Source organism: Acidobacteriota bacterium (genome assembly GCA_038040445.1).
Taxonomy (GTDB): Bacteria; Acidobacteriota; Blastocatellia; order UBA7656; family UBA7656; genus Onstottus_A; species Onstottus_A frigus.
Genome location: JBBPIG010000002.1, coordinates 100,765 through 118,942 on the forward strand (window position 1 = coordinate 100,765; position 18,178 = coordinate 118,942).

At 56.9% G+C, this 18,178-nt stretch carries 18 protein-coding genes; 4 read left to right on the forward strand and 14 right to left on the reverse strand.

The features are described from left to right. Positions 1-13: 13 nt before the first annotated feature. A complete protein-coding gene (locus AABO57_02530; GenBank protein ID MEK6284595.1) occupies positions 14-652 on the forward strand; it encodes an ABC transporter ATP-binding protein in 639 nt (212 codons plus the stop codon). Positions 653-655: 3 nt separating this feature from the next. On the opposite strand, the gene AABO57_02535 is transcribed toward AABO57_02530, so the two are convergent. Together AABO57_02535 and AABO57_02540 are read right to left on the reverse strand one after the other, a co-directional pair. Beyond that, positions 656-1,159: a toll/interleukin-1 receptor domain-containing protein gene (locus tag AABO57_02535; GenBank protein MEK6284596.1), complete on the reverse strand. Its 504-nt coding sequence runs from the start codon at positions 1,157-1,159 to the stop codon at positions 656-658. A 111-nt stretch (positions 1,160-1,270) separates the two neighbouring features. Further along, positions 1,271-1,681, reverse strand: coding sequence for a toll/interleukin-1 receptor domain-containing protein (locus tag AABO57_02540; protein MEK6284597.1), 411 nt, complete (start codon positions 1,679-1,681; stop codon positions 1,271-1,273). A 177-nt stretch (positions 1,682-1,858) separates the two neighbouring features. On the opposite strand from AABO57_02540, the gene AABO57_02545 reads away from it, so the two are divergent. Together AABO57_02545 and AABO57_02550 are read left to right on the forward strand one after the other, a co-directional pair. Next, a complete protein-coding gene (locus AABO57_02545; GenBank protein ID MEK6284598.1) occupies positions 1,859-3,094 on the forward strand; it encodes an ABC transporter permease in 1,236 nt (411 codons plus the stop codon). A gap of 147 nt (positions 3,095-3,241) precedes the next feature. Beyond that, complete coding sequence (locus AABO57_02550) at positions 3,242-4,504, forward strand: ABC transporter permease (protein MEK6284599.1); 1,263 nt, start codon at positions 3,242-3,244, stop codon at positions 4,502-4,504. 90 nt (positions 4,505-4,594) lie between these two features. Here the strand turns inward: AABO57_02550 and AABO57_02555 are convergent, their stop codons facing one another. The 12 genes from AABO57_02555 to AABO57_02610 form a co-directional block, all read right to left on the reverse strand. Beyond that, complete coding sequence (locus AABO57_02555; GenBank protein MEK6284600.1) at positions 4,595-4,843, reverse strand: hypothetical protein; 249 nt, start codon at positions 4,841-4,843, stop codon at positions 4,595-4,597. 454 nt (positions 4,844-5,297) lie between these two features. Beyond that, on the reverse strand, positions 5,298-6,125 hold the full coding sequence (locus AABO57_02560) for a Yip1 family protein (protein ID MEK6284601.1): 828 nt from the start codon (positions 6,123-6,125) through the stop codon (positions 5,298-5,300). A gap of 121 nt (positions 6,126-6,246) precedes the next feature. Beyond that, entirely contained in the window at positions 6,247-7,236 is a 990-nt protein-coding gene (locus AABO57_02565) for a dipeptide ABC transporter ATP-binding protein (GenBank protein MEK6284602.1), read from the reverse strand. Between the two features lie 39 nt (positions 7,237-7,275). Next, positions 7,276-8,328: an ABC transporter ATP-binding protein gene (locus AABO57_02570; GenBank protein ID MEK6284603.1), complete on the reverse strand. Its 1,053-nt coding sequence runs from the start codon at positions 8,326-8,328 to the stop codon at positions 7,276-7,278. 78 nt (positions 8,329-8,406) lie between these two features. Continuing rightward, a complete protein-coding gene (locus AABO57_02575) occupies positions 8,407-10,008 on the reverse strand; it encodes a methylmalonyl-CoA mutase family protein (GenBank protein MEK6284604.1) in 1,602 nt (533 codons plus the stop codon). A gap of 29 nt (positions 10,009-10,037) precedes the next feature. Continuing rightward, positions 10,038-11,375: a glycosyltransferase family 87 protein gene (locus tag AABO57_02580; protein MEK6284605.1), complete on the reverse strand. Its 1,338-nt coding sequence runs from the start codon at positions 11,373-11,375 to the stop codon at positions 10,038-10,040. Positions 11,376-11,590: 215 nt separating this feature from the next. Then, positions 11,591-13,297, reverse strand: coding sequence for a hypothetical protein (locus tag AABO57_02585; protein MEK6284606.1), 1,707 nt, complete (start codon positions 13,295-13,297; stop codon positions 11,591-11,593). Between the two features lie 14 nt (positions 13,298-13,311). Next, positions 13,312-14,142 (reverse strand): phosphatidate cytidylyltransferase, encoded by an 831-nt coding sequence (locus AABO57_02590; protein ID MEK6284607.1) that lies wholly within the window; start codon positions 14,140-14,142, stop codon positions 13,312-13,314. A 184-nt stretch (positions 14,143-14,326) separates the two neighbouring features. Continuing rightward, on the reverse strand, positions 14,327-15,151 hold the full coding sequence (locus AABO57_02595; GenBank protein MEK6284608.1) for an isoprenyl transferase: 825 nt from the start codon (positions 15,149-15,151) through the stop codon (positions 14,327-14,329). Between the two features lie 61 nt (positions 15,152-15,212). Then, entirely contained in the window at positions 15,213-15,947 is a 735-nt protein-coding gene (gene truA / locus AABO57_02600) for a tRNA pseudouridine(38-40) synthase TruA (protein ID MEK6284609.1), read from the reverse strand. Positions 15,948-16,091: 144 nt separating this feature from the next. Then, complete coding sequence (locus tag AABO57_02605; protein ID MEK6284610.1) at positions 16,092-16,253, reverse strand: hypothetical protein; 162 nt, start codon at positions 16,251-16,253, stop codon at positions 16,092-16,094. After that, positions 16,250-16,717, reverse strand: coding sequence for an STAS/SEC14 domain-containing protein (locus AABO57_02610; protein ID MEK6284611.1), 468 nt, complete (start codon positions 16,715-16,717; stop codon positions 16,250-16,252). The genes AABO57_02605 and AABO57_02610 overlap by 4 nt, the downstream gene beginning before the upstream one ends. A 135-nt stretch (positions 16,718-16,852) precedes the next feature. Here AABO57_02610 and AABO57_02615 point away from each other — a divergent pair, with 135 nt between their 5' ends. Further along, positions 16,853-18,148, forward strand: coding sequence for an MBL fold metallo-hydrolase (locus tag AABO57_02615; protein MEK6284612.1), 1,296 nt, complete (start codon positions 16,853-16,855; stop codon positions 18,146-18,148). Positions 18,149-18,178: the final 30 nt, after the last annotated feature.

Below are 18,178 nucleotides of genomic sequence, written 5' to 3' on the forward strand. Positions count from 1 at the left end.
GAAGACCTATCAGATGGGAGCTGAGGAAGTGCATGCGCTGCGCGGCGTTTCGTTCGACGTGCAGCGCGGCGAGTATCTTGCGATCATGGGCCCGTCCGGATCAGGCAAGTCGACTCTGATGAATCTGATCGGCTGCCTCGACACGCCGACTTCGGGGCAATACTTTCTCAACACCAAGCTAGTATCCGAGATGGATGACGACGAGCTCGCTCACATCAGGAACAAAGAGATCGGATTCGTATTTCAGACTTTCAATCTGCTGCCGCGCGCGACCGCCCTGCATAACGTCGAGCTACCGCTGATCTACAACGGCACGCCGCGAAGCCAGCGAATCGAGATGGCTAAGTTGGCTCTTCAACGTGTCGACCTCACCGACCGGATGAATCACAAGCCTAACGAGCTGTCGGGCGGTCAGCGCCAGCGCGTAGCGATCGCGCGCGCGTTGGTGAACAATCCGTCGATCCTGCTGGCCGACGAGCCGACCGGAAACCTCGACTCGCAAACATCGCACGAGATCATGCGCTTTTTCGATGAGCTTCATCTCCAGGGCAATACCATCATCCTGGTCACCCACGAACACGACATCGCCGAGCACGCTCATCGAGTGCTCCACATCCTCGACGGCCGCATCAATCTGGACGAGCGAAGGTAAAGGTCACTCGATCCTTAGCTCTGCTGTTGCGAGAAGAAGCCTAGCCTGATTTTCGCCTAGGCTTTCTCGTACGCGCAGCCCGACTCTTCTTTTGCTTTGGCGTATCAAGTCAACTTCCCAGACCTTCAGAAGCTCGCGATAGCCCTCCTCGATCGACTCTGTAAAGTCCACTATCTGGAAACTGGACAGTGTCCAGGAAAGTTTCTCGTACTTGCACTTCTTGTAAAGCACCGGGGCGATCTTGTCTCTGTAGCGACGCTGGTTTAGGGCAAAGAGCAATTCGTTCTTCACCCACATCGAATCAACGGCGCCTGGCGAGAGGATGATGACAAACCACGTACATCTTGCCAGTGCGCGGCCAATTGCGTCGTGCCATTGCCGCGCTCCACGAATATGAGTCTTGCTGTACCACACGGGGATACCATGGCGCCGCAACACTTCGGCCAGTTCAGTAGCAAACTTGCGGTCCTGGCTCGAGTGAGAAAGGAAGACTTCTCTTTGGGGCATAGTCTCCTCCCAAAGAATCGCTCTCTCTTGAGCTTAACCGGCCAATGCACAAAAAGATGGGACCGGCGTCACATGTACCTGTTGTGGGTCGAATCGGTTGTCGCGCACGCTTCACGCAGCTTGTGCGAGTCTTTGGGCGATTTGTTGGATTGCCTTCCTCTGGTTCCCATGCTCCGGGACGCTGATAGTCTGCAGTCTCCAGAGGATCCAAGGAACGCTGTTTCTTTGGATCTTATCCGGTGAACCGACGATGACTGGGATCAGACGGTTCTTGAACGCCTGGCTGCCTAGAGCGTATTCAATCTCCCAGCGGACCTGTTCGGAGAGGACACCGTCCGGGGTCAGCAGGACAACCATCGCATCAGATCCTCGGAGTGCCTGGGTTGCCTTCTCCGACCAAAGGTCACCCGGCAATACGTCACGTCTATAGTCCCAAACGGTCAAACCAGCCTGACTAAGGCCATCTCCTATCCTTCTTGCCAACTTCTCGTCTGACTTGGCATAGCTGAGAAAGACTTTCATAGTTCAATCCTTTGTCGAAGAGACGCTGTCATTATATTCCGGGCCATTAGGCATAACAAGCATCAGTCACAAGCTCGGTCGCTCCGATTTGATCGGGTAACTCTCCGGACGGGCATTATGCAAACCCTGACCAGTTGCTATAATCGGGAATCGCACGGGCTTCACGCATCGCATTCTATGAACAAGTTTATTGAAGCCGCCGCCATTGCCCTCTCTTCGATAATGGCCCACAAGCTGAGGTCGTTCCTCACTCTGCTGGGTGTCATCATCGGCGTGGCAGTGGTCACCGCTGTCGCCACTGTCATCGAAGGCGCGAACGTTTATATCAAAGAGAAGATTGCGACGCTCGGCGCGGGTGTGTTCAGCTTGCAGAAAGCCAGCGTCACCAGCTTCGGCGATTTTCAGAAATTCCTCGACGCCTTTCGCCGCAACCCCGACCTGACAATCGACGACCTTGCGGCGTTGCGCGAATCGGTTACCCTCGCCGAGCAAATCGGCGCGCAGGATGGCGGCTCGAAGCCCGTCAAATACGGGAACGTCACCCTGGACGGCGTAGGCGTTCAAGGTGTCACCCCGAATACCTTGCTGCTTTCAAGCACTGAAATAGCGCAGGGCCGGTACATAAACGATTTCGACAACGAAAGCCGCAAGGATGTTGCGTTCCTGGGCTCTGAGGTGGCAGAGGGCTTGTTCCCGCAAATCGATCCGATCGGCAAAGACATAAAGATCGGCCCGGATTTGTATACGGTTATAGGAGTGGCTAAGAAGCTAGGCTCCGTGCTCGGGCAATCTCAGGACAATTTTGTTCAGCTTCCGCTGCTGACTTTCTTCAAGGCATTCGGCAAGCGAAGCTCGCCCACTTTTCGAATCATCATCCGCGGGCGCCCGGATGTCCCTCCCGAGAAGGTTCAGGATCAGGTGCGAGTAATGATGCGCACCCGTCACAAGCTCGACTACAGCAAGCCGGATGATTTTTCGATTGCCACCGATGAAGCCACCGAGCAATTGCTCGGATCTATCGTCAGCGTGGTCGCCGCCGTGGCTTTTCCGGTGGTCGGAATCTCGCTGGTGATCGGCGGCATCGTGATTATGAATATAATGCTCGCCAGCGTGACCGAACGCACGCGCGAAATCGGGATTCGTAAGTCCCTCGGAGCGACTCGGCGAGACATACTCATGCAGTTTCTCGTCGAGTCGGCGATGATGTCAGGAATCGGAGGTCTGATCGGTCTGCTGCTCGCAGTCGTCAGCATGGCCATCCTGAAGCAATTCGTGCCGGTGCCTGTGGCCATCCCGCTTTGGGCTCCGGTCATCGCGATTTCGGTATCAACGCTCGTCGGAGTATTCTTCGGGCTCTACCCTGCGAACCGCGCCGCGCGGCTCGATCCGATCACCGCGTTGCGAGCAGATTAGGAAGGAACGTAATGATAAGTGAACCGTGATTCGTGAGCAGCGATGCGTGATTCGTAACGCGTGATGCGTGACTGAGTGGTTGAACTCTGACCTCCGGTCACGCATCACGCATCACGCATCACGAATCAACAATCACGCACTACTGCTATGCATATTCAAGAGATCGGCGAAAACGTTTTGATGGCGCTCGACACGCTGCGGACGCACAAGGTGCGTTCCGCTCTGACAATGCTCGGCGTGATCGGCGGCACGATGACCGTTATCGCCATCTCGTCGTTCCTGACGGGACTCAGCGAGTTTGTGCTGGAACAAACGAAACGTTTCGGCCCTGACATCGTGTTCGTCACCAAATGGGACAACATCGGGATTCGGTTCAGCCGTCCTTCGCAATCCGAGCGCTCGCGTAAGAACCTGACCATCGACGACGCGCGAGCGGTTGCCGAGCTTCCCTCGGCAGAGAGCGTAAGCCCCACGATGATTGTAGGGTCTTTCGGACCCGGCGGCACGCAGCCCGTCGTAAAACACAAAGGCATCGAAGCGAACCGGCCGCTGATCTTCGGCGTGTGGCCTAACTACGACGTGGTTCGCAACGTGTACATCAGGAGCGGCCGATTCTTCACCCCGGCCGAGCAGGACCATCGGTCACAGGTCGCTATCCTCGGGTCGGCGATCGCTGAGACCCTCTTCGGCGCGCTCGACCCGCTCGACCGGGAAGTCGAAGTGGACGGAAAGATTTATCACGTGATTGGCGTGATGGAAAAGGCGCCAGGCGGACTGTTCGGCGGCGACCCCGTCGAAGACCGGCAACTGATATTGCCGTTCGAGACGCTCAAGCGCGATCACCCGGAGATCGATGACATCACCATCAACGTGAAAGCCAGGCCCGATCGGTTTGGCAGGCTCATCGATGAAATAACCGAGCTGATGCGGCGCCGTCGCGGCGTGCCCAACGACAAACCGAACGACTTCGGCATCAGCACACCCGGCTCAATTTTCGAAGTGATCTCGCAGTTCGCTTCAGTCGCCAGCGTCATCGTCTTTCCGCTATCGGCGGCTGGCTTGCTGGTAGGCGGAATCGGCGTGATGAATATTATGCTTGTCTCGGTTACCGAACGGACCAAGGAAATCGGCGTACGCCGGGCGATCGGGGCCAGAAAGAGCGATATCATCTGGCAGTTCCTGACTGAGGCTATAACATTAACTGCCGTGGGCGGGGTGATCGGCATCTTTGCCGGTTGGGTGATCAGCCTGGCGCTCAGACAACTGGCCCCGACGCTTCCTTCGGTGATTCCTTTGTGGGCAGTCGTGCTTGGGTTTGTTGTATCCTGTTCCGTGGGCTTGATCTTTGGGATGTGGCCCGCCATGAAAGCCGCTCGCCTGGATCCAATCGAGGCACTAAGGTACGAATAGACTCTTCGTAGTACCCGTCAGCGTGTACAGATCTGAGAATAGACGTCCTAAGGCGATACACCGCACTGAGGCATATTGTCGCACCGGCGTCTAGTTTGTGACCATGTAATAGCCGGCTTGTTTTGCAACGGGCTGGTTCGAACCTGACCACTGAACCTCGCCCATGTCGTCGAGCAACATAAGCATGCTGCATTCAAGATCAGTGTAGGATGAGACATACAGCACCGGCCTTAACCCGCTGGCTGCACGCTGAAACAGCATCTCCTCCATGAGGTCGACCATATCGACGCCGGTTCGCGGCTTTGTCTTTGTGATGTCATTGGCTGCCGTTTTTTTCACGTCCTGGTTGGAGCAATCATTGTGCCGCAGAGCAAGTCGTCCGGCAGTCGGCCGGGCCTCCCTCAAGAAAACCAGTTTCGTTACCCCGGGATCACGAGTGGCGGTTGATGAGATTGCAAGGACGCGGCGGCGCTCCAACTAAGATGCATGAGCGGATTAATATCGAGCCCTGCACCCAACGTTGCGCGACAGGCCACCGACGGTGAGTGCTAGGCGTCGGGTAGTGTCCTAATCTTGTGTTGATATTCGCAAGTGCCCTGGCGCAAGACCGATGACGGGCGACGGAATATTTGGACTGCGGCGGCTTTTGTGCGTTGGCTTTCTGTGGCTTCGTCGGGAGAACCAAAAGCGGTGGAATGCACAGACGCCACCGCAGTCCAAATACGCGCTAGCTTGGTAGTGTTCTAGTCGACCAACACAAGTTTAGGACACTATCAGGCGTCCAGTCGTTACGTTAGCCTCCGAACACCGCGGCCCAACCGACTTTGACCAGAACATACACTGCCCAGAAGCCGAAGACCACCGTGGCCGTCTTTCCGGTTGTGATCTTGCGTGATCCGGCGATCGCTGCAAAGCCAATCGTTAACAATATCAAGAACCAGATAGAAAAGATGTCAATCGAGCCGGCTACGGACTTGATCACAGCCGACGTCTCGGACGAAAGAAACGCCGCCAAATTCGACGGCACTATACCGCTCGACTGGGTTGGGTCGATGCTTCGAAGGCCCTCCTCGTCGCGCACCATGAGCGAAGCCATGGTCACAACGGTCGCGACAATCCCGGTTGCGGCGGAGCTCCACGCGACTACTGATAGAATCTTCTTGAATGTTGTCTTAGCTTGGATGAACATCAGGCCAAGCGCGAAGATGCCGGCGAGTATCACATAGATGATCGGCGTGAAGACCGCCGCGATGATTGGAGAGAACTTCGCGATACTCTTCCCGAAGTCGACGCGCTGCTGCATCTGCTCTTCGGTGAGCGATTGGTTGCTCTTCTCCATTTGCTTCTTCATCTGGTTGCGCATGATCGAATCCCAATCGGGATGCACTCGCCATTGAAAGAAGAACGTTGAAGCAAGAACCGTCGCGATGCCGATGATCATCGGAGCAATCCAGGTTGGTTTTCGATTCACATCCGCAAACGTCTCGCCGGGCGACAGCAACACGCCGGTGAGCCTGGCCAGGGGTCCAAGCCGCGCAGGTTCATCAACGGGTGTTTGGTCTTGCTGGTGAGGCGCGCCATACGGCGGGGTTGCAGGGATCTGATCTTCGGGCTGACTCATTTTCGTTTATCTCCTGAGGGCAGTGTGAGATTTTGGATTTTAGATTGTGGATTTTGGATTGCAGTCATCACTCATCAATCCAAAATCGAAAATCTAAAGTCCAAAATTCCTCGTGAGCCTACTAGGTTTTCTCAGATGGCGCAACCACCATGCACGCAACAAAATGACCCGAACTCACTTCGATCAGTTGAGGCTCTGAGTCTGCGCACCGAGGCTCGGCGATCGGGCAGCGCGTGCGGAAGCGGCAACCGGACGGAGGCTCGATTGCCGTGGGGATGTCTCCCGTCAACCGCAGCCGTTCACGTCGAATCTCCGGATCGGGAATCGGTATGGCAGACAGCAGGGCGCGCGTGTACGGATGAAGCGGATTGTGAAATATCTCTTCACTGGAAGCTATCTCAACCAGTTTGCCGAGATACATGATGCCGACCCGAGTGGAGATATGCTCGACCACCGACAGCCCGTGCGAGATGAACAAATACGTCAGACCGAGCTGCTCTTGCAGATCTTGAAGCAGGTTCACCACCTGCGCCTGAACTGATACGTCGAGCGCCGACACTGGCTCGTCGCAAACGATGAATCTGGGATTGAGCGCCAGCGCTCGGGCGATGCCGATCCGCTGCCGCTGGCCGCCTGAGAATTCGTGCGGATAGCGATCCGCGTGCTCGGGTTCGAGTCCGACCAGCCGGAGCAATTCCGCTACGCGATCCCGCCGCCCGCCTCGATCGCCGATACGATGAATGGTAAGCGGTTCCCCGACGATCCGGCCCACCGTCATTCGTGGGTTGAGCGATGAGTACGGGTCTTGAAAGATAATCTGAATATCTCGCCGCAGCCGGCGCAGATCGTTAGAACTCAGCGCGAGCAAGTCCTGGCCGTCGAAGCTCACGCCGCCGGATGTAGGCTCGATCAGTCTGAGGATGCAGCGTCCCGTGGTTGATTTGCCACAGCCCGATTCACCCACCAGGCCAAACGTTTCACCTCGACGGATGCTGAAGCTGACGTCGTCGACGGCTCTCACAGCGTCGCGCCCGATGCCGAGGAGTCCACTGCCCACTGGAAAATGTTTCGTGAGGTTCCGTACTTCGACTAAATTTGGTTCAACGGTCATCTGTTCAATTCAAGTTGCCGCGAGTCAGAAGTGGCCGTTTTACGACATGCCAACGCCCGTTTTTGTTTGCGCGTTGCTTGAGCGCTCAGAATGAGTCTTTGCTGGTTCATCGCCGACCTGATCATATCGAATACATCGCGCGCGATGCTCGTCGCTCACCGCAATCAGTGGGACCTCGCCCTTCTTGCATTGATCGATCACATACGCGCACCTCGGCGCGAACTTGCAACCCTCAGGCAAATGCAACAGATTTGGCACGGCGCCTTCGATCGTCTGAAGCCGGCGCAATTTCAACCCTTCTTCCGTAAGACGCGGCACCGAACGCAACAGCCCTTCAGTGTAAGGATGCCGCGGGTTATGAAAGATCTCGCGGACCGAAGCTTCTTCGACGATGCGCCCCGCATACATCACGGCTACGCGGTCCGCGGTCTCCGCGACGACGCCGAGATCATGGGTGATCAGCAGCATCGACAGAGCGAAATCCGCTCTCAAGTTTCGAAGCAACTCGAGAATCTCGGCCTGAATCGTCACGTCAAGCGCGGTGGTCGGCTCGTCGGCGATAAGCAGCCTGGGTTTGCATGACAATGCCATAGCGATCATCACCCGCTGGCGCATGCCTCCCGACAGTTGGTGCGGGTAATCCTTCGCGCGCCGCCCGGCATCCGTGATCTTCACACGGGTCATCATCTCAACAGCTTTCTTCCAAGCTTGCCGGGGCTGAAGACCCTCGTGAAGCTCGATTGCTTCGGCGATTTGGTCTCCGACCGTATAGACAGGATTGAGCGAAGTCATCGGGTCCTGAAAGATCATAGCGATCTCTCGACCGCGCAGCCGCCGCATCTGCTCATTGTCGAGCTTCATGAGGTCGCGGCCATTGAATATGATCTCGCCCGCCATGATTTTTCCTGGCGACGGAACCAATCGCATGATGGAGAGGCTGGTGACCGACTTGCCGCTGCCGGATTCTCCGACAAGCGCGAGCGTCGACCCGGGCTTGATAGCGAAGCTCAGGTCATCCGCGGCTTTGATAGTGCCGGCCCGGGTTAAGAAGTGAGTGCTGAGGTTTTTGACTTCAAGAATGTTGTCAGTCATCACTTCGGCCTACTGAGGCGCTTTCAACAGGTTTGACCGGCGATCGTGCCGTTGGTCCTGAAAGTAGAGAGATTCGGATTATTCATAGCTCGCGCCGGTGTACTCTCCAAACACCGCGCGCAACCGGTCGGATATCTCGCCAAGCGTTGCGGAAGCTTCAACGGTTCGAATGATGCGAGGCATCAAGTTCTCATCAGAGCGAGCGGCTTGCTCCACTTCATCGAGCGCCGCACTCACCGCGTCTCCATCTCGGCGCGCACGCACGCGATTGAGCCGCTCGATCTGCTGCCGCTCGAGTTCCGGATCAATCCTTAGCAACGGCACCGTAGCCGACTCGTCTGACGTGAATCTATTCACGCCGACGATCGTCTGTTCCCCCGATTCAACTCTGCGCTGATACTCGTACGCCGCGTGCTCGATTTCGCGCTGAACAAACCCCTTCTCTATTGCTCGCAGCATCCCGCCGATATCGTCGATCTTCTGAATGTAGTCGGAAGCCAATCGCTCGATCTCATTGGTCAGGTGTTCGATTGCGTACGCCCCGCCGAGCGGATCGGCCGTGTCGGGCACACCCGATTCATAACCGATCACCTGCTGCGTTCGAAGCGCGATGCGCGCGGCGTGCTCGGTTGGAAGCCCCAACGCTTCGTCCATCGAATTCGTGTGAAGCGATTGCGCTCCGCCCAGCACCGCCGCCAGCGCTTGAATCGTCGTGCGGACGATGTTCACCTCCGGCTGCTGAGCAGTCAGCGATGAGCCGGCGGTCTGCGCGTGGAAGCGAAGCATCTGAGATCGTGGATCGCGGGCGTTGAAGCGCTCGCGCATTATTCGCGCCCACAACCTGCGAGCCGCCCTGAACTTTGCCACCTCTTCCAGAAACTGATTGTGTGAGTTGAAGAAGAACGCCATGCGCGGCGCGAACTGGTCGACGTCCAGACCGCTGTCCACCGCAGCCTGCACATAAGCGATTGCATCCGCCAACGTAAAGGCCACTTCCTGGGCGGCCGTGGAACCGGCTTCGCGAATGTGATAACCCGAAATCGAGATCGTGTTCCAACGCGGCACTTCGCGGGCGCAGTAAGCAAAAATGTCGGTCACGATCCGAAGACTTTCGCGAGGAGGATAGATGTAAGTGCCTCGCGCGATGTACTCCTTCAGAATGTCGTTTTGAATCGTCCCCGAAATTTTGTCGGGCGAGACGCCTTGCTTGTTGGCAACAGCGATGTACATCGCGAGCAGTATCGCGGCGGTCGAGTTGATAGTCATCGACGTGGAGACTTTGTCGAGCGGAATCTGATCGAACAGCATTTCCATATCTTCGATTGTGTCGATCGCGACGCCGACCCTGCCGACTTCCCCGCGCGCCATCGGATGGTCCGAGTCGTAACCCATTTGCGTTGGTAGATCGAACGCGACCGACAACCCGGTCTGCCCTTGCTCAAGAAGGTATCGATATCGAGCATTCGAATCAGCCGCCGATGCATATCCCGCGTACTGCCGCATGGTCCACAGCTTGCCGCGATACATCGTCTCGTAAGGTCCGCGCGCATACGGGAACTCGCCGGGATCGTTTAAATCGCGCTCGTAGTCTACCGGCGCGTCCTCGGGCCGGAAGACGGTTTTCATCTCAATACCCGAGCTCGTTTCGGCCTTTCCTTCGGTGCGCTTTTTCGTGCTCATGTAGTCTCCGCTGATCTCGATGGTTCAGATTAGCAAACGCGAGGTTGCTTGCCAAACTTCGAGTCCTGCGAGTCCTGGGAGCGCACCTGCTTACCAGCGCTTGCGACGCAGGCTATGAAGATCAATAGCGCGCCCGCGAAAACTAACGAGTGGGCGTCTGCCCATTCGGCTGCCGCAAGACCGATCACCCGCGGACTTGTAAGATTGAAGAGGCCAAATGCAGCGAGCAACGCCGCAGCTATCAAGCACCTCGGCGCCTTAGCCGACGCTCTCGCCCGCACGAACAGTAACGTCACTGGCAAGATCAGAATGACGTAGTGTGCTTTCCAACTAAGCGGCGAGAGCAACACAATGCAACAAAAGAACGGCGCCGCGGCGGCCAGGTCGCTTCGAGCGCGGACCGCTGCGAAGCTTGCCAAGGCGAGCAGCGCAATCGAGATTAGCAACGTCGTTGCGTCCCCCGGCCGGCGAGATGACCCTTCGTTGTTGGGCTGGGCGGCTTCATTCGCGTGCGCCGTGAGCCTTGCGACCGCACCGCGCAATGATTGATTGCCTGCGTACGCAAAGTCGTAGCCCTGTTCGTTCTTCACGGTCCGGTTCACGAACACTCGAAAAGCATCAGTGCTGTGCGCGCCAAACGGCAAGAAGCTCAAGGCTGTGACTGCAACCAGAAGCGCGGCGCAGGCTGCCGCGAATTTCAATCTGAGCTTGGCGATGTGATACACGAGCAGCACTGCCGGGGTCAGCTTGATCGAAACAGCAAAGACCAACGCGACCGCCGATAGTGCCTTTCGGTCACGCGCGTAAAGGTACACGTGAGCAACCGAGAGCGCTGCAACCAGCGGATTAACCTGTCCCAAACTCAAACTGTCGAGCACGAAGCGGAAAACGATCACCACCGCGCTCGCCGCAATTACCGCTCGCCACGCAAACGACTCGTCGACGGATTGCTTCAGTGCTGCAGAGTCGCGTTTTTTGCCGTCACTCGCAAGATTAGCTGACATCCAGGCGGCGGCAGCAACCGACCCAACATTGATCAGAAACCAAAAGTAAGCGGCCACCGGCAAAGGCAAAAGAGCGAACGGAGCGGTTAGCTCTGCAAGAAGCGGCGGATAAATGTAAGGCGTCCAGTCACCCAGCGAGTGCTGGTATGGGTCGCGGCCGGCGATCACCTCGCGCGCGGCGTGATAGTAGACGCTAAAGTCGTTCCCGTAAACATTCGGATCAGCGCCGCTCTTGCGAGCGAAGTAGAACCCGCTCAACAAGGCGACAACGGCGAGCGCTACGACGACAGCTCGCGTCGCCGTTAATCGGCCTCTCCGCCGCCGTCCCGAAGATGTCGCCCGTAATAGACCAGTATCTGCCATTCCTCACCGTATTTACTCAACACAGCTCGCTGGTTCGGCTAACAACAGAACCTTACTCAGGATCAAGGTCGGGAAGGGTGGCTTGCCCCCGCTTAGCGTCCTTTGCGAGTCTTTGCATTCTTTGCGCGAACCGTATTTCTCGCAAAAGCACGCTAAGACTCGCAAAGTACGCTAAGCGGGCCAGACACCCTTCCCGACCGCCAGCTTGAGAATTGTCATGGCGCCAGTGAACCGAGTTCCTGAGTAACTTCAAAAATCTCAACATCACCATGCCGATATGCAAGCTTGAGCCAACTGGGCGGCGCGAAGCTATCCGAAATCTCCCTCTCAAATGGTCCGTACACGACATGGCGCACTCGGTGCTCCATAAACAACTCCCGCGCAACCTCGTCATTCATCGTCCCTCCGTAGAACGCGGTGACTTGAGCCCCCTTCTCATCACTGTGGATTGTCTGCCCGTAGTGACCAAGAAACACATGCAAGCCGGTCATTGACGGGGCAAGACTGCCCGTAAAATAAGACGAGAACACCACGGCATCACGATCTGTGTTCGCTCTCAACCAGTCGAAAGCCGCAATCAAATCAAGGGGCACGTATCGTCTTGGATCGGTAGAATCGATAGACTCAGGGCCAGGTCCTCGCGCGATCATTTGCCCGATGACGAAACCAACATTCGTGAGGGAACCAAACGTGACAGCGCCAACCAGGAACAATTTTCGGTAATGCGCCCCGGCGGGCCGTTTGAAAACTTTGCGCACGATCCAGAACAGCGCAACTGAAGCCGCTATCGAAAGCGGCAACTGCAGACCTTCAACGAGCCGCCGCTGGAAGCTCAACGGCGCATAGAGCATCGCGGTTTGCACGAGAGCCCAAATGAGAAGCAAGCGGCCGTGCGGCGCCCGAGTCCTCCACATCAGGAAAAAGCCAGGCACAGCCAACATCGCCACGATGCCGAAGCCGAGAGCGTATTCCCAGGGCGGGGGCGACAAGGTATCCGTTATTCGCAACCACTCGCGTAAGACTTCGTTTGATCGGTTCAGATAAACCATGTACGCGACGCCTGGAATAGTCCCGGCGGTAAACCCGGCAGCCGCCACACCAATTGCCGCGTTATAGTACGAGCGCCGTCTTTTCGGTCCGTCGTTCCACCACGGCCACGTTAGCAATGCCACTCCCGCCACTCCCCAAACCACGACGACCAGATACGGATGCACAACGGCAAGCAGCGATACCAGGATTCCCGCGATAAGCGCCCGGCTTGGTTTCTTCTCGACGAGGGCGCTGGACAACAGCTTGATCGAAGCAAAAATCAGAGCTGCTCCCACTGCAAAATGCACCTGCGCGAAGACCGACCGAAACGCGATCGCCTCGGGCATGTTCAAGTCCGCTGAGCCCGATGCTGCGTGGACGCCGAACAAGTCGCTTCTGTTTTTCACGGCATAAACAAGCCACCCGAAGCCACCCGACATCGCATATAACCACAGCGAGTACCGCACTCGCGTTCGGGATTTCATCACGCTGGCAGCGAGCGCACTCGCGACGAGTAAGAGCACCAGACCCGCGAGGAGTCTCGCGGCATGAAACGTCAGCGCTACAGGCATTCGAGTGACCCGAGCGATTGCCCCGAGTATGGTCCACAGCGGCAGAAAAAACTCACAGGATTGCGGCTCAGAGGTGAACAGGTCACACATGAGCAGACAACCATCAGCGCCCTGTCTTATCCATGCAAAGTAGGTGAAGGTGTCGTCGTACGCGGTCAGCACTCCAGTGAACGCGTAGCCATTAGGAGTGCGTAGAGCGGCGGCGGCATATGGAATCGTCGTCAGAAGGGCGAGCGCGAGCCAGACCGGCCCAACATCTCGAAGGGCGCGTAAGCCGAAGACTGATAGACGTGAGATGAACGATTCTTCCTCATCCTTCATCCTACCTTCTCCGCTTAGAAGTTCGTGGCAAACAATCGCGAGTAATAGAAGAGCACAGGCGCGCAGAACAGGATGCTGTCGACGCGATCCAGCATTCCGCCGTGGCCAGGCAATAAAACGCCTGAGTCCTTCACGCCGGCGCCGCGCTTCAACATTGACTCGGCGAGGTCACCGATCTGCCCGATCACTCCCATCGCAGCGCCAAGCGCCAACGCGTGCACAACAGGGATTTCATGAAAGAAGGTCAGCTTGCAAAGGTAGCCGGCGACGACCGCCATCACGAACCCACCGATCGCCCCTTCTATCGTTTTGCCCGGGCTGATGCGCGGAGCAAGCTTGTGACGTCCAATCGCGCGCCCCGTGTAGTACGCTCCTGTGTCGGTCATCATCACGATGGCGAAGAACGTCATTAGCAGCTTCGAGACAAGATGAGGAACGGGCGTCGACGACGCTACCTCGGACATCATTCGAACTCCGACCAGACAACCCGCAAGTAGAGCCACATAGACAACGCCGAAGACAGTTGCCGAAACCGACACCAGCGACTTCTTGATATCGTTCGGCTGAGACATCGCTCCCGAGAGCGACGCGATCGACAGCGCAGCTATCCCTGCGACCGTTAGTGCCGGTTCCTCGAAGACGAAGCTCGCAATCACCACCAGCCCTGCGCCGTATCCGGGAACAACTTGCGGTTTGCAGCCAACCTTTGATGCCAGGCTATAAAACTCGCCCAAAGCGAGAACAACGGCGATGGTCGTCAGGGCCACGAAAAAGTATGGCGATTGGCTCCAGACGGCGTAGAGCAGGATGGGAAGCGCGACGATGGCGGTGAGGATACGTTTCATAAAGGTGATGCGTGGACCGTGATGCGTGAAACGTGATGCGTGATGCGTGATGCGTGACCGGATGAGGTGGAAGTGCGCGTTCATAGCCTCGATCCGGTCACGCATCACGCGTCACGCATCACGCCTCACGCATCACGTTCCACGCACCCGTTTCACGCCTCACGGATCACGGATCACCAACCACTCATTTCATGTTTGCGGCGATCAGTGAATTCTTTGCCCCCGGTTTGACGTCGCCGTATCGCCGCTCTCGCTTCTGATACTCGATGACGGCTTCGAAAAGATTCGCGCGGCGGAAGTCGGGCCAAAGCACTTCGGTCACGTATATCTCGCTGTAAGCGATTTGCCAGAGCAAGAAGTTCGACACGCGCATTTCCCCGCTGGTGCGAACGAGAAGATCGGGATCCGGCAGGTCCCTGGTGAACAGATGCTGTTCGATATCGTAGTCGGTTATTTCTGAAGGGTCGCGGCCCCCGGCGCGACACTCGGCGGCAATCTCGCGGCAAGCCTCAACCAATTCCGATCGCCCGCTGTAGTTGAGCGCCACGGTGAGCACCGTTCCGCTGTTGTCAGCGGTCTCGCGCCGAGCGCGATCAATCTCGCGCCGGAGTGCGCTCTCGAGTCCTTGCTCTCGGCCGATGGTTTGGAAACGGATGTTGTTCGCTTTGAGACTACGGATTTCCTTGCGAAGAAACTCGCGCAGCAATCCCATCAACGCTTCCACTTCGAGGCGGGGGCGCTTCCAATTCTCCGCCGAGAACGCGTAGAGCGTAAGGTAAGAGATGCCCAACCTGGCCGACGCTTCAACAGTTGCGCGCACAGCCTCGGCGCCGGCGCGGTGCCCGGCAACGCGAGGTTGATTTCGCCGCGCAGCCCACCGGCCGTTGCCGTCCATGATGATCGCAATGTGCGATGGGAGTCTGGCTGAGTCGATTTGCCTGAGAAGGAATTCGTCCGCGGAACCGCTCTCGATGACGCTCTCAGACTCTCTAGGAATATTAATGGTCATTATTTCTTTGAAGCGATGAGTGAATCCGACGAGCAACGGGGGCTACTCGACACTCGTCAATTTAATAGTCCACGCAAACCAAAGTCAACCCGTTGGCAGGAGCAGAAGGACCGGCATTTGCGCGATCGCGGCTCTGGATTGTTGTGGCTACACTAGCCGCCGTTCGCTTACCTCGCCCCACTTCGATCAGCGTTCCGGCAATGGTCCTGACCATGTAACGGAGGAAGCCATCAGCCGAGACCATGATCGAGACTTCGTCCGCTTCCTGTTCGATATCCAGGCGGCTAAGCGTGCGAACATGGTCTTCGACTTCAGAGTTTGCAACGGTGAACGCGCTGAAGTCGTTCGTACCGAGGAGGGCGGCGGCGGCGCGTTCCATCCCCACGGTATCGAGTCCCGCGCGATAATGATGAACGTATCGATAGACAAACGGACTGACCACATCACCAGTCCATATGCGATACCGATAGGTCTTTTGCGTGGCCGAGTAGCGAGCGTTGAACGCATCTGAGACGGGCACGACATCCAGGACGCGAATATCGCGGTCAAGATTGCCGTTGATCGCGTCCCGCAACCAACGGGGTTCGAAGTCACGTTCAACGAAGAAGTTTGCGACCTGGCCTTCAGCGTGTACGCCCGCGTCGGTGCGTCCGGCGCCGTAAACGGTGACGGGGCGATGATCGAGGATCGAGAGCGCTCTGGTGAGCTCGCCCTGAACCGTGCGGCCATTCGGCTGCACCTGCCAGCCGTGATAGTTCGTGCCATCGTATTGGATAATGACCTTGCAGTTCTGCATTTCAGAGATCGTAGCAATCCAACGCCGCGTTTGAAATGCCGGAATAACCCTAACAACAGATTGAGTCTTTCAGAAGCGCTCAGCAAAAAACAGAACAGAAAGGAACTAGAGCGTGAAGGCAGGAAGTTAGCGAGGAGAGAAAGTTCATGAAGACCGAGATGGTCTTGCAAGCTCGGGATCTTTCCAAGCATAGCGCTTTCGTTTCAGGATTCGCTCGACTCTACCGTATTCGTCATTCTGATCGCCTGCCAGAAGATCAAGCGTTTCATCTTCAATGTCCTTGCCGCGCGTGCCGAGTTTACTCATCCAGGTTCCTCGGCGTGTCTGCCTTGCGGCATGACTAGGCGTCGAAACTTCCGCTCTATTTCATGTACAAAGCTATCATCGGGGAAATGAATGCCGAGTTGATCCAGCAGGACGGGCAAGCTGACTCCTCTCAGTTTCGCGAGTTCGACCAGCGCCGCTAATCGGTCAGCGTGAAGCTCCTCAGCTTGATCTCCGAGCCGAGTCAGTTCCTCGTATTCGGCATCGGAGATTGTCTCATGCTTGCGTTTGGCCTTGAGAGTGGCCAAGCGTTCCAATAGGTCTGCCGGCAAACCCTCATTTATGCGGACCAGCAATGCAGACTCCGCAGGTGACAAATGCGCCGCCTTGCGTTCAGCCTGAAGCGCCAGGACATGGTCAAACACTTCTTCGATCTCCGGCAGGCTCAACTGAGCCACCGCAAGGATAATCTCATCAGTTGAAAGTCGGCCTGATGTGGTTTCCATAGCACTCAACCAACACAAGACTAGGACACTACCCAAGCTCGGCTCAGTCTCTCACATTGACATAGCTCATTCCCGTGCGGTAAACAGTCACCTTCAATTCAGCGCAAGACTTCCCTTCAACGCCCGGAGCTATATATGAAACTTCTCTTCCTACGCATTTGCCTTTGTCTGGCGGTGCTTCTGACAACCAGCAACTCTTTTGTCGTGCGCGGTCAACAAGGAATGGTCGCCGACAACCCGAGCGACCTGCTCCGAATCGGCGACAAAGTCGTCAAGGTCAACGAGGCCATCAGTATGGTCCAGGGCTTCGGCAACACTTTCATGGTGACCACCAGCGAAGGGAACGTGATCATCGACACCTCGATCGCGATGCACGCGCGAAGGCACCATCAACTGCTGACTGCCGAGAACAAAGGACCAATCAAGTACATTATTCTGACCCACGCGCACGGCGATCACACCGGAGGCCTGCCGCTCTGGAAGGAAGCCGGTACTCAGATCATCGCTCAAAAGAATCACGTCGAGTTCGTGCACTATCAGACGCGGCTCGCTGGCTTCTACGGAAAGCGCAACGCTGCGCAATTCGGTTTGCCCGTTCCCGAAGCTGGCAAGTGGGCGGGCAACTACGGCGCGAAGATCCAACCGACTATTCTCTTCGACGACAAGTACGAGCTCACGCTGGGCGGAGTCAAGTTCGAGATCTATCGCACGCCGGGCGAGACATACGACCACCTGACGGTCTGGGTGCCAAAGTACAAGGCGGCATTCACCGGCGACAACTACTACGAGTCATTCCCGAACATTTACACACTGCGCGGGACCCCCCCGCGATGGGCGCTTGATTACGTCAACTCGCTCAATACCATTTTGGCGTTCAAGCCTGAGATCGTTCTTCCGAGCCACGGGCGTCCCATTCCCGGAAATGACGAAATCACGCGCCGGCTGACGCGCTATCGCGATGCTATTCAGTATGTCCATGACGAGGTGGTCAAAGGAATGAACGCCGGCAAGGACGTCTACACGCTGATGCGCGAGATCAAGCTGCCGCAGGCGCTCGACCTCGGGGAGAGCTACGGCAACCTTGTGTGGTCGATCCGAGGGATCTATGAAGGCTACGTCGGATGGTTCGATCTCAATCCCTCGACGATGTATGACAGGCCCGCCTCTTCGGTCTACCCTGACGTGGTTAAGCTGGCCGGCGGGCCTGACGCGATTGCCGCGCTCGCCATCGCGCGCGTGCAGGCCGGAGACGCCATCGCTGCTCTCCATCTGACTGACATCGCGCTGGCAGCGGAATCCAATCACCGAAAGTCGCTTGAAGCGCGGCTGAAAGCTCTTGAGATACTCCGCCAGCGCTGCAAGAATACTAACGAAAGAGGCTGGCTGGATTACAGCATCAAGGCTACTACTGCCAGGCTTCCCGAAAAATAATGAAGCTGTGGTTCAGTGCTCAGATAACGA

Coding starts and splice junctions, on each gene's coding strand:
- AABO57_02535 (MEK6284596.1), bottom strand. CDS start 1,159: ATGCCCCAAAGAGAAGTCTTCCTTTCTCACTCGAGCCAGGACCGCAAG.
- AABO57_02550 (MEK6284599.1), top strand. CDS start 3,242: ATGCATATTCAAGAGATCGGCGAAAACGTTTTGATGGCGCTCGACACG.
- AABO57_02565 (MEK6284602.1), bottom strand. CDS start 7,236: ATGACCGTTGAACCAAATTTAGTCGAAGTACGGAACCTCACGAAACAT.
- AABO57_02585 (MEK6284606.1), bottom strand. CDS start 13,297: ATGAAGGATGAGGAAGAATCGTTCATCTCACGTCTATCAGTCTTCGGC.
- AABO57_02605 (MEK6284610.1), bottom strand. CDS start 16,253: ATGAGTAAACTCGGCACGCGCGGCAAGGACATTGAAGATGAAACGCTT.
- AABO57_02540 (MEK6284597.1), bottom strand. CDS start 1,681: ATGAAAGTCTTTCTCAGCTATGCCAAGTCAGACGAGAAGTTGGCAAGA.
- AABO57_02530 (MEK6284595.1), top strand. CDS start 14: ATGGGAGCTGAGGAAGTGCATGCGCTGCGCGGCGTTTCGTTCGACGTG.
- AABO57_02545 (MEK6284598.1), top strand. CDS start 1,859: ATGAACAAGTTTATTGAAGCCGCCGCCATTGCCCTCTCTTCGATAATG.
- AABO57_02570 (MEK6284603.1), bottom strand. CDS start 8,328: ATGACTGACAACATTCTTGAAGTCAAAAACCTCAGCACTCACTTCTTA.
- truA (MEK6284609.1), bottom strand. CDS start 15,947: ATGCAGAACTGCAAGGTCATTATCCAATACGATGGCACGAACTATCAC.
- AABO57_02610 (MEK6284611.1), bottom strand. CDS start 16,717: ATGGAAACCACATCAGGCCGACTTTCAACTGATGAGATTATCCTTGCG.
- AABO57_02615 (MEK6284612.1), top strand. CDS start 16,853: ATGAAACTTCTCTTCCTACGCATTTGCCTTTGTCTGGCGGTGCTTCTG.
- AABO57_02580 (MEK6284605.1), bottom strand. CDS start 11,375: ATGGCAGATACTGGTCTATTACGGGCGACATCTTCGGGACGGCGGCGG.
- AABO57_02590 (MEK6284607.1), bottom strand. CDS start 14,142: ATGAAACGTATCCTCACCGCCATCGTCGCGCTTCCCATCCTGCTCTAC.
- AABO57_02575 (MEK6284604.1), bottom strand. CDS start 10,008: ATGAGCACGAAAAAGCGCACCGAAGGAAAGGCCGAAACGAGCTCGGGT.
- AABO57_02560 (MEK6284601.1), bottom strand. CDS start 6,125: ATGAGTCAGCCCGAAGATCAGATCCCTGCAACCCCGCCGTATGGCGCG.
- AABO57_02595 (MEK6284608.1), bottom strand. CDS start 15,151: ATGACCATTAATATTCCTAGAGAGTCTGAGAGCGTCATCGAGAGCGGT.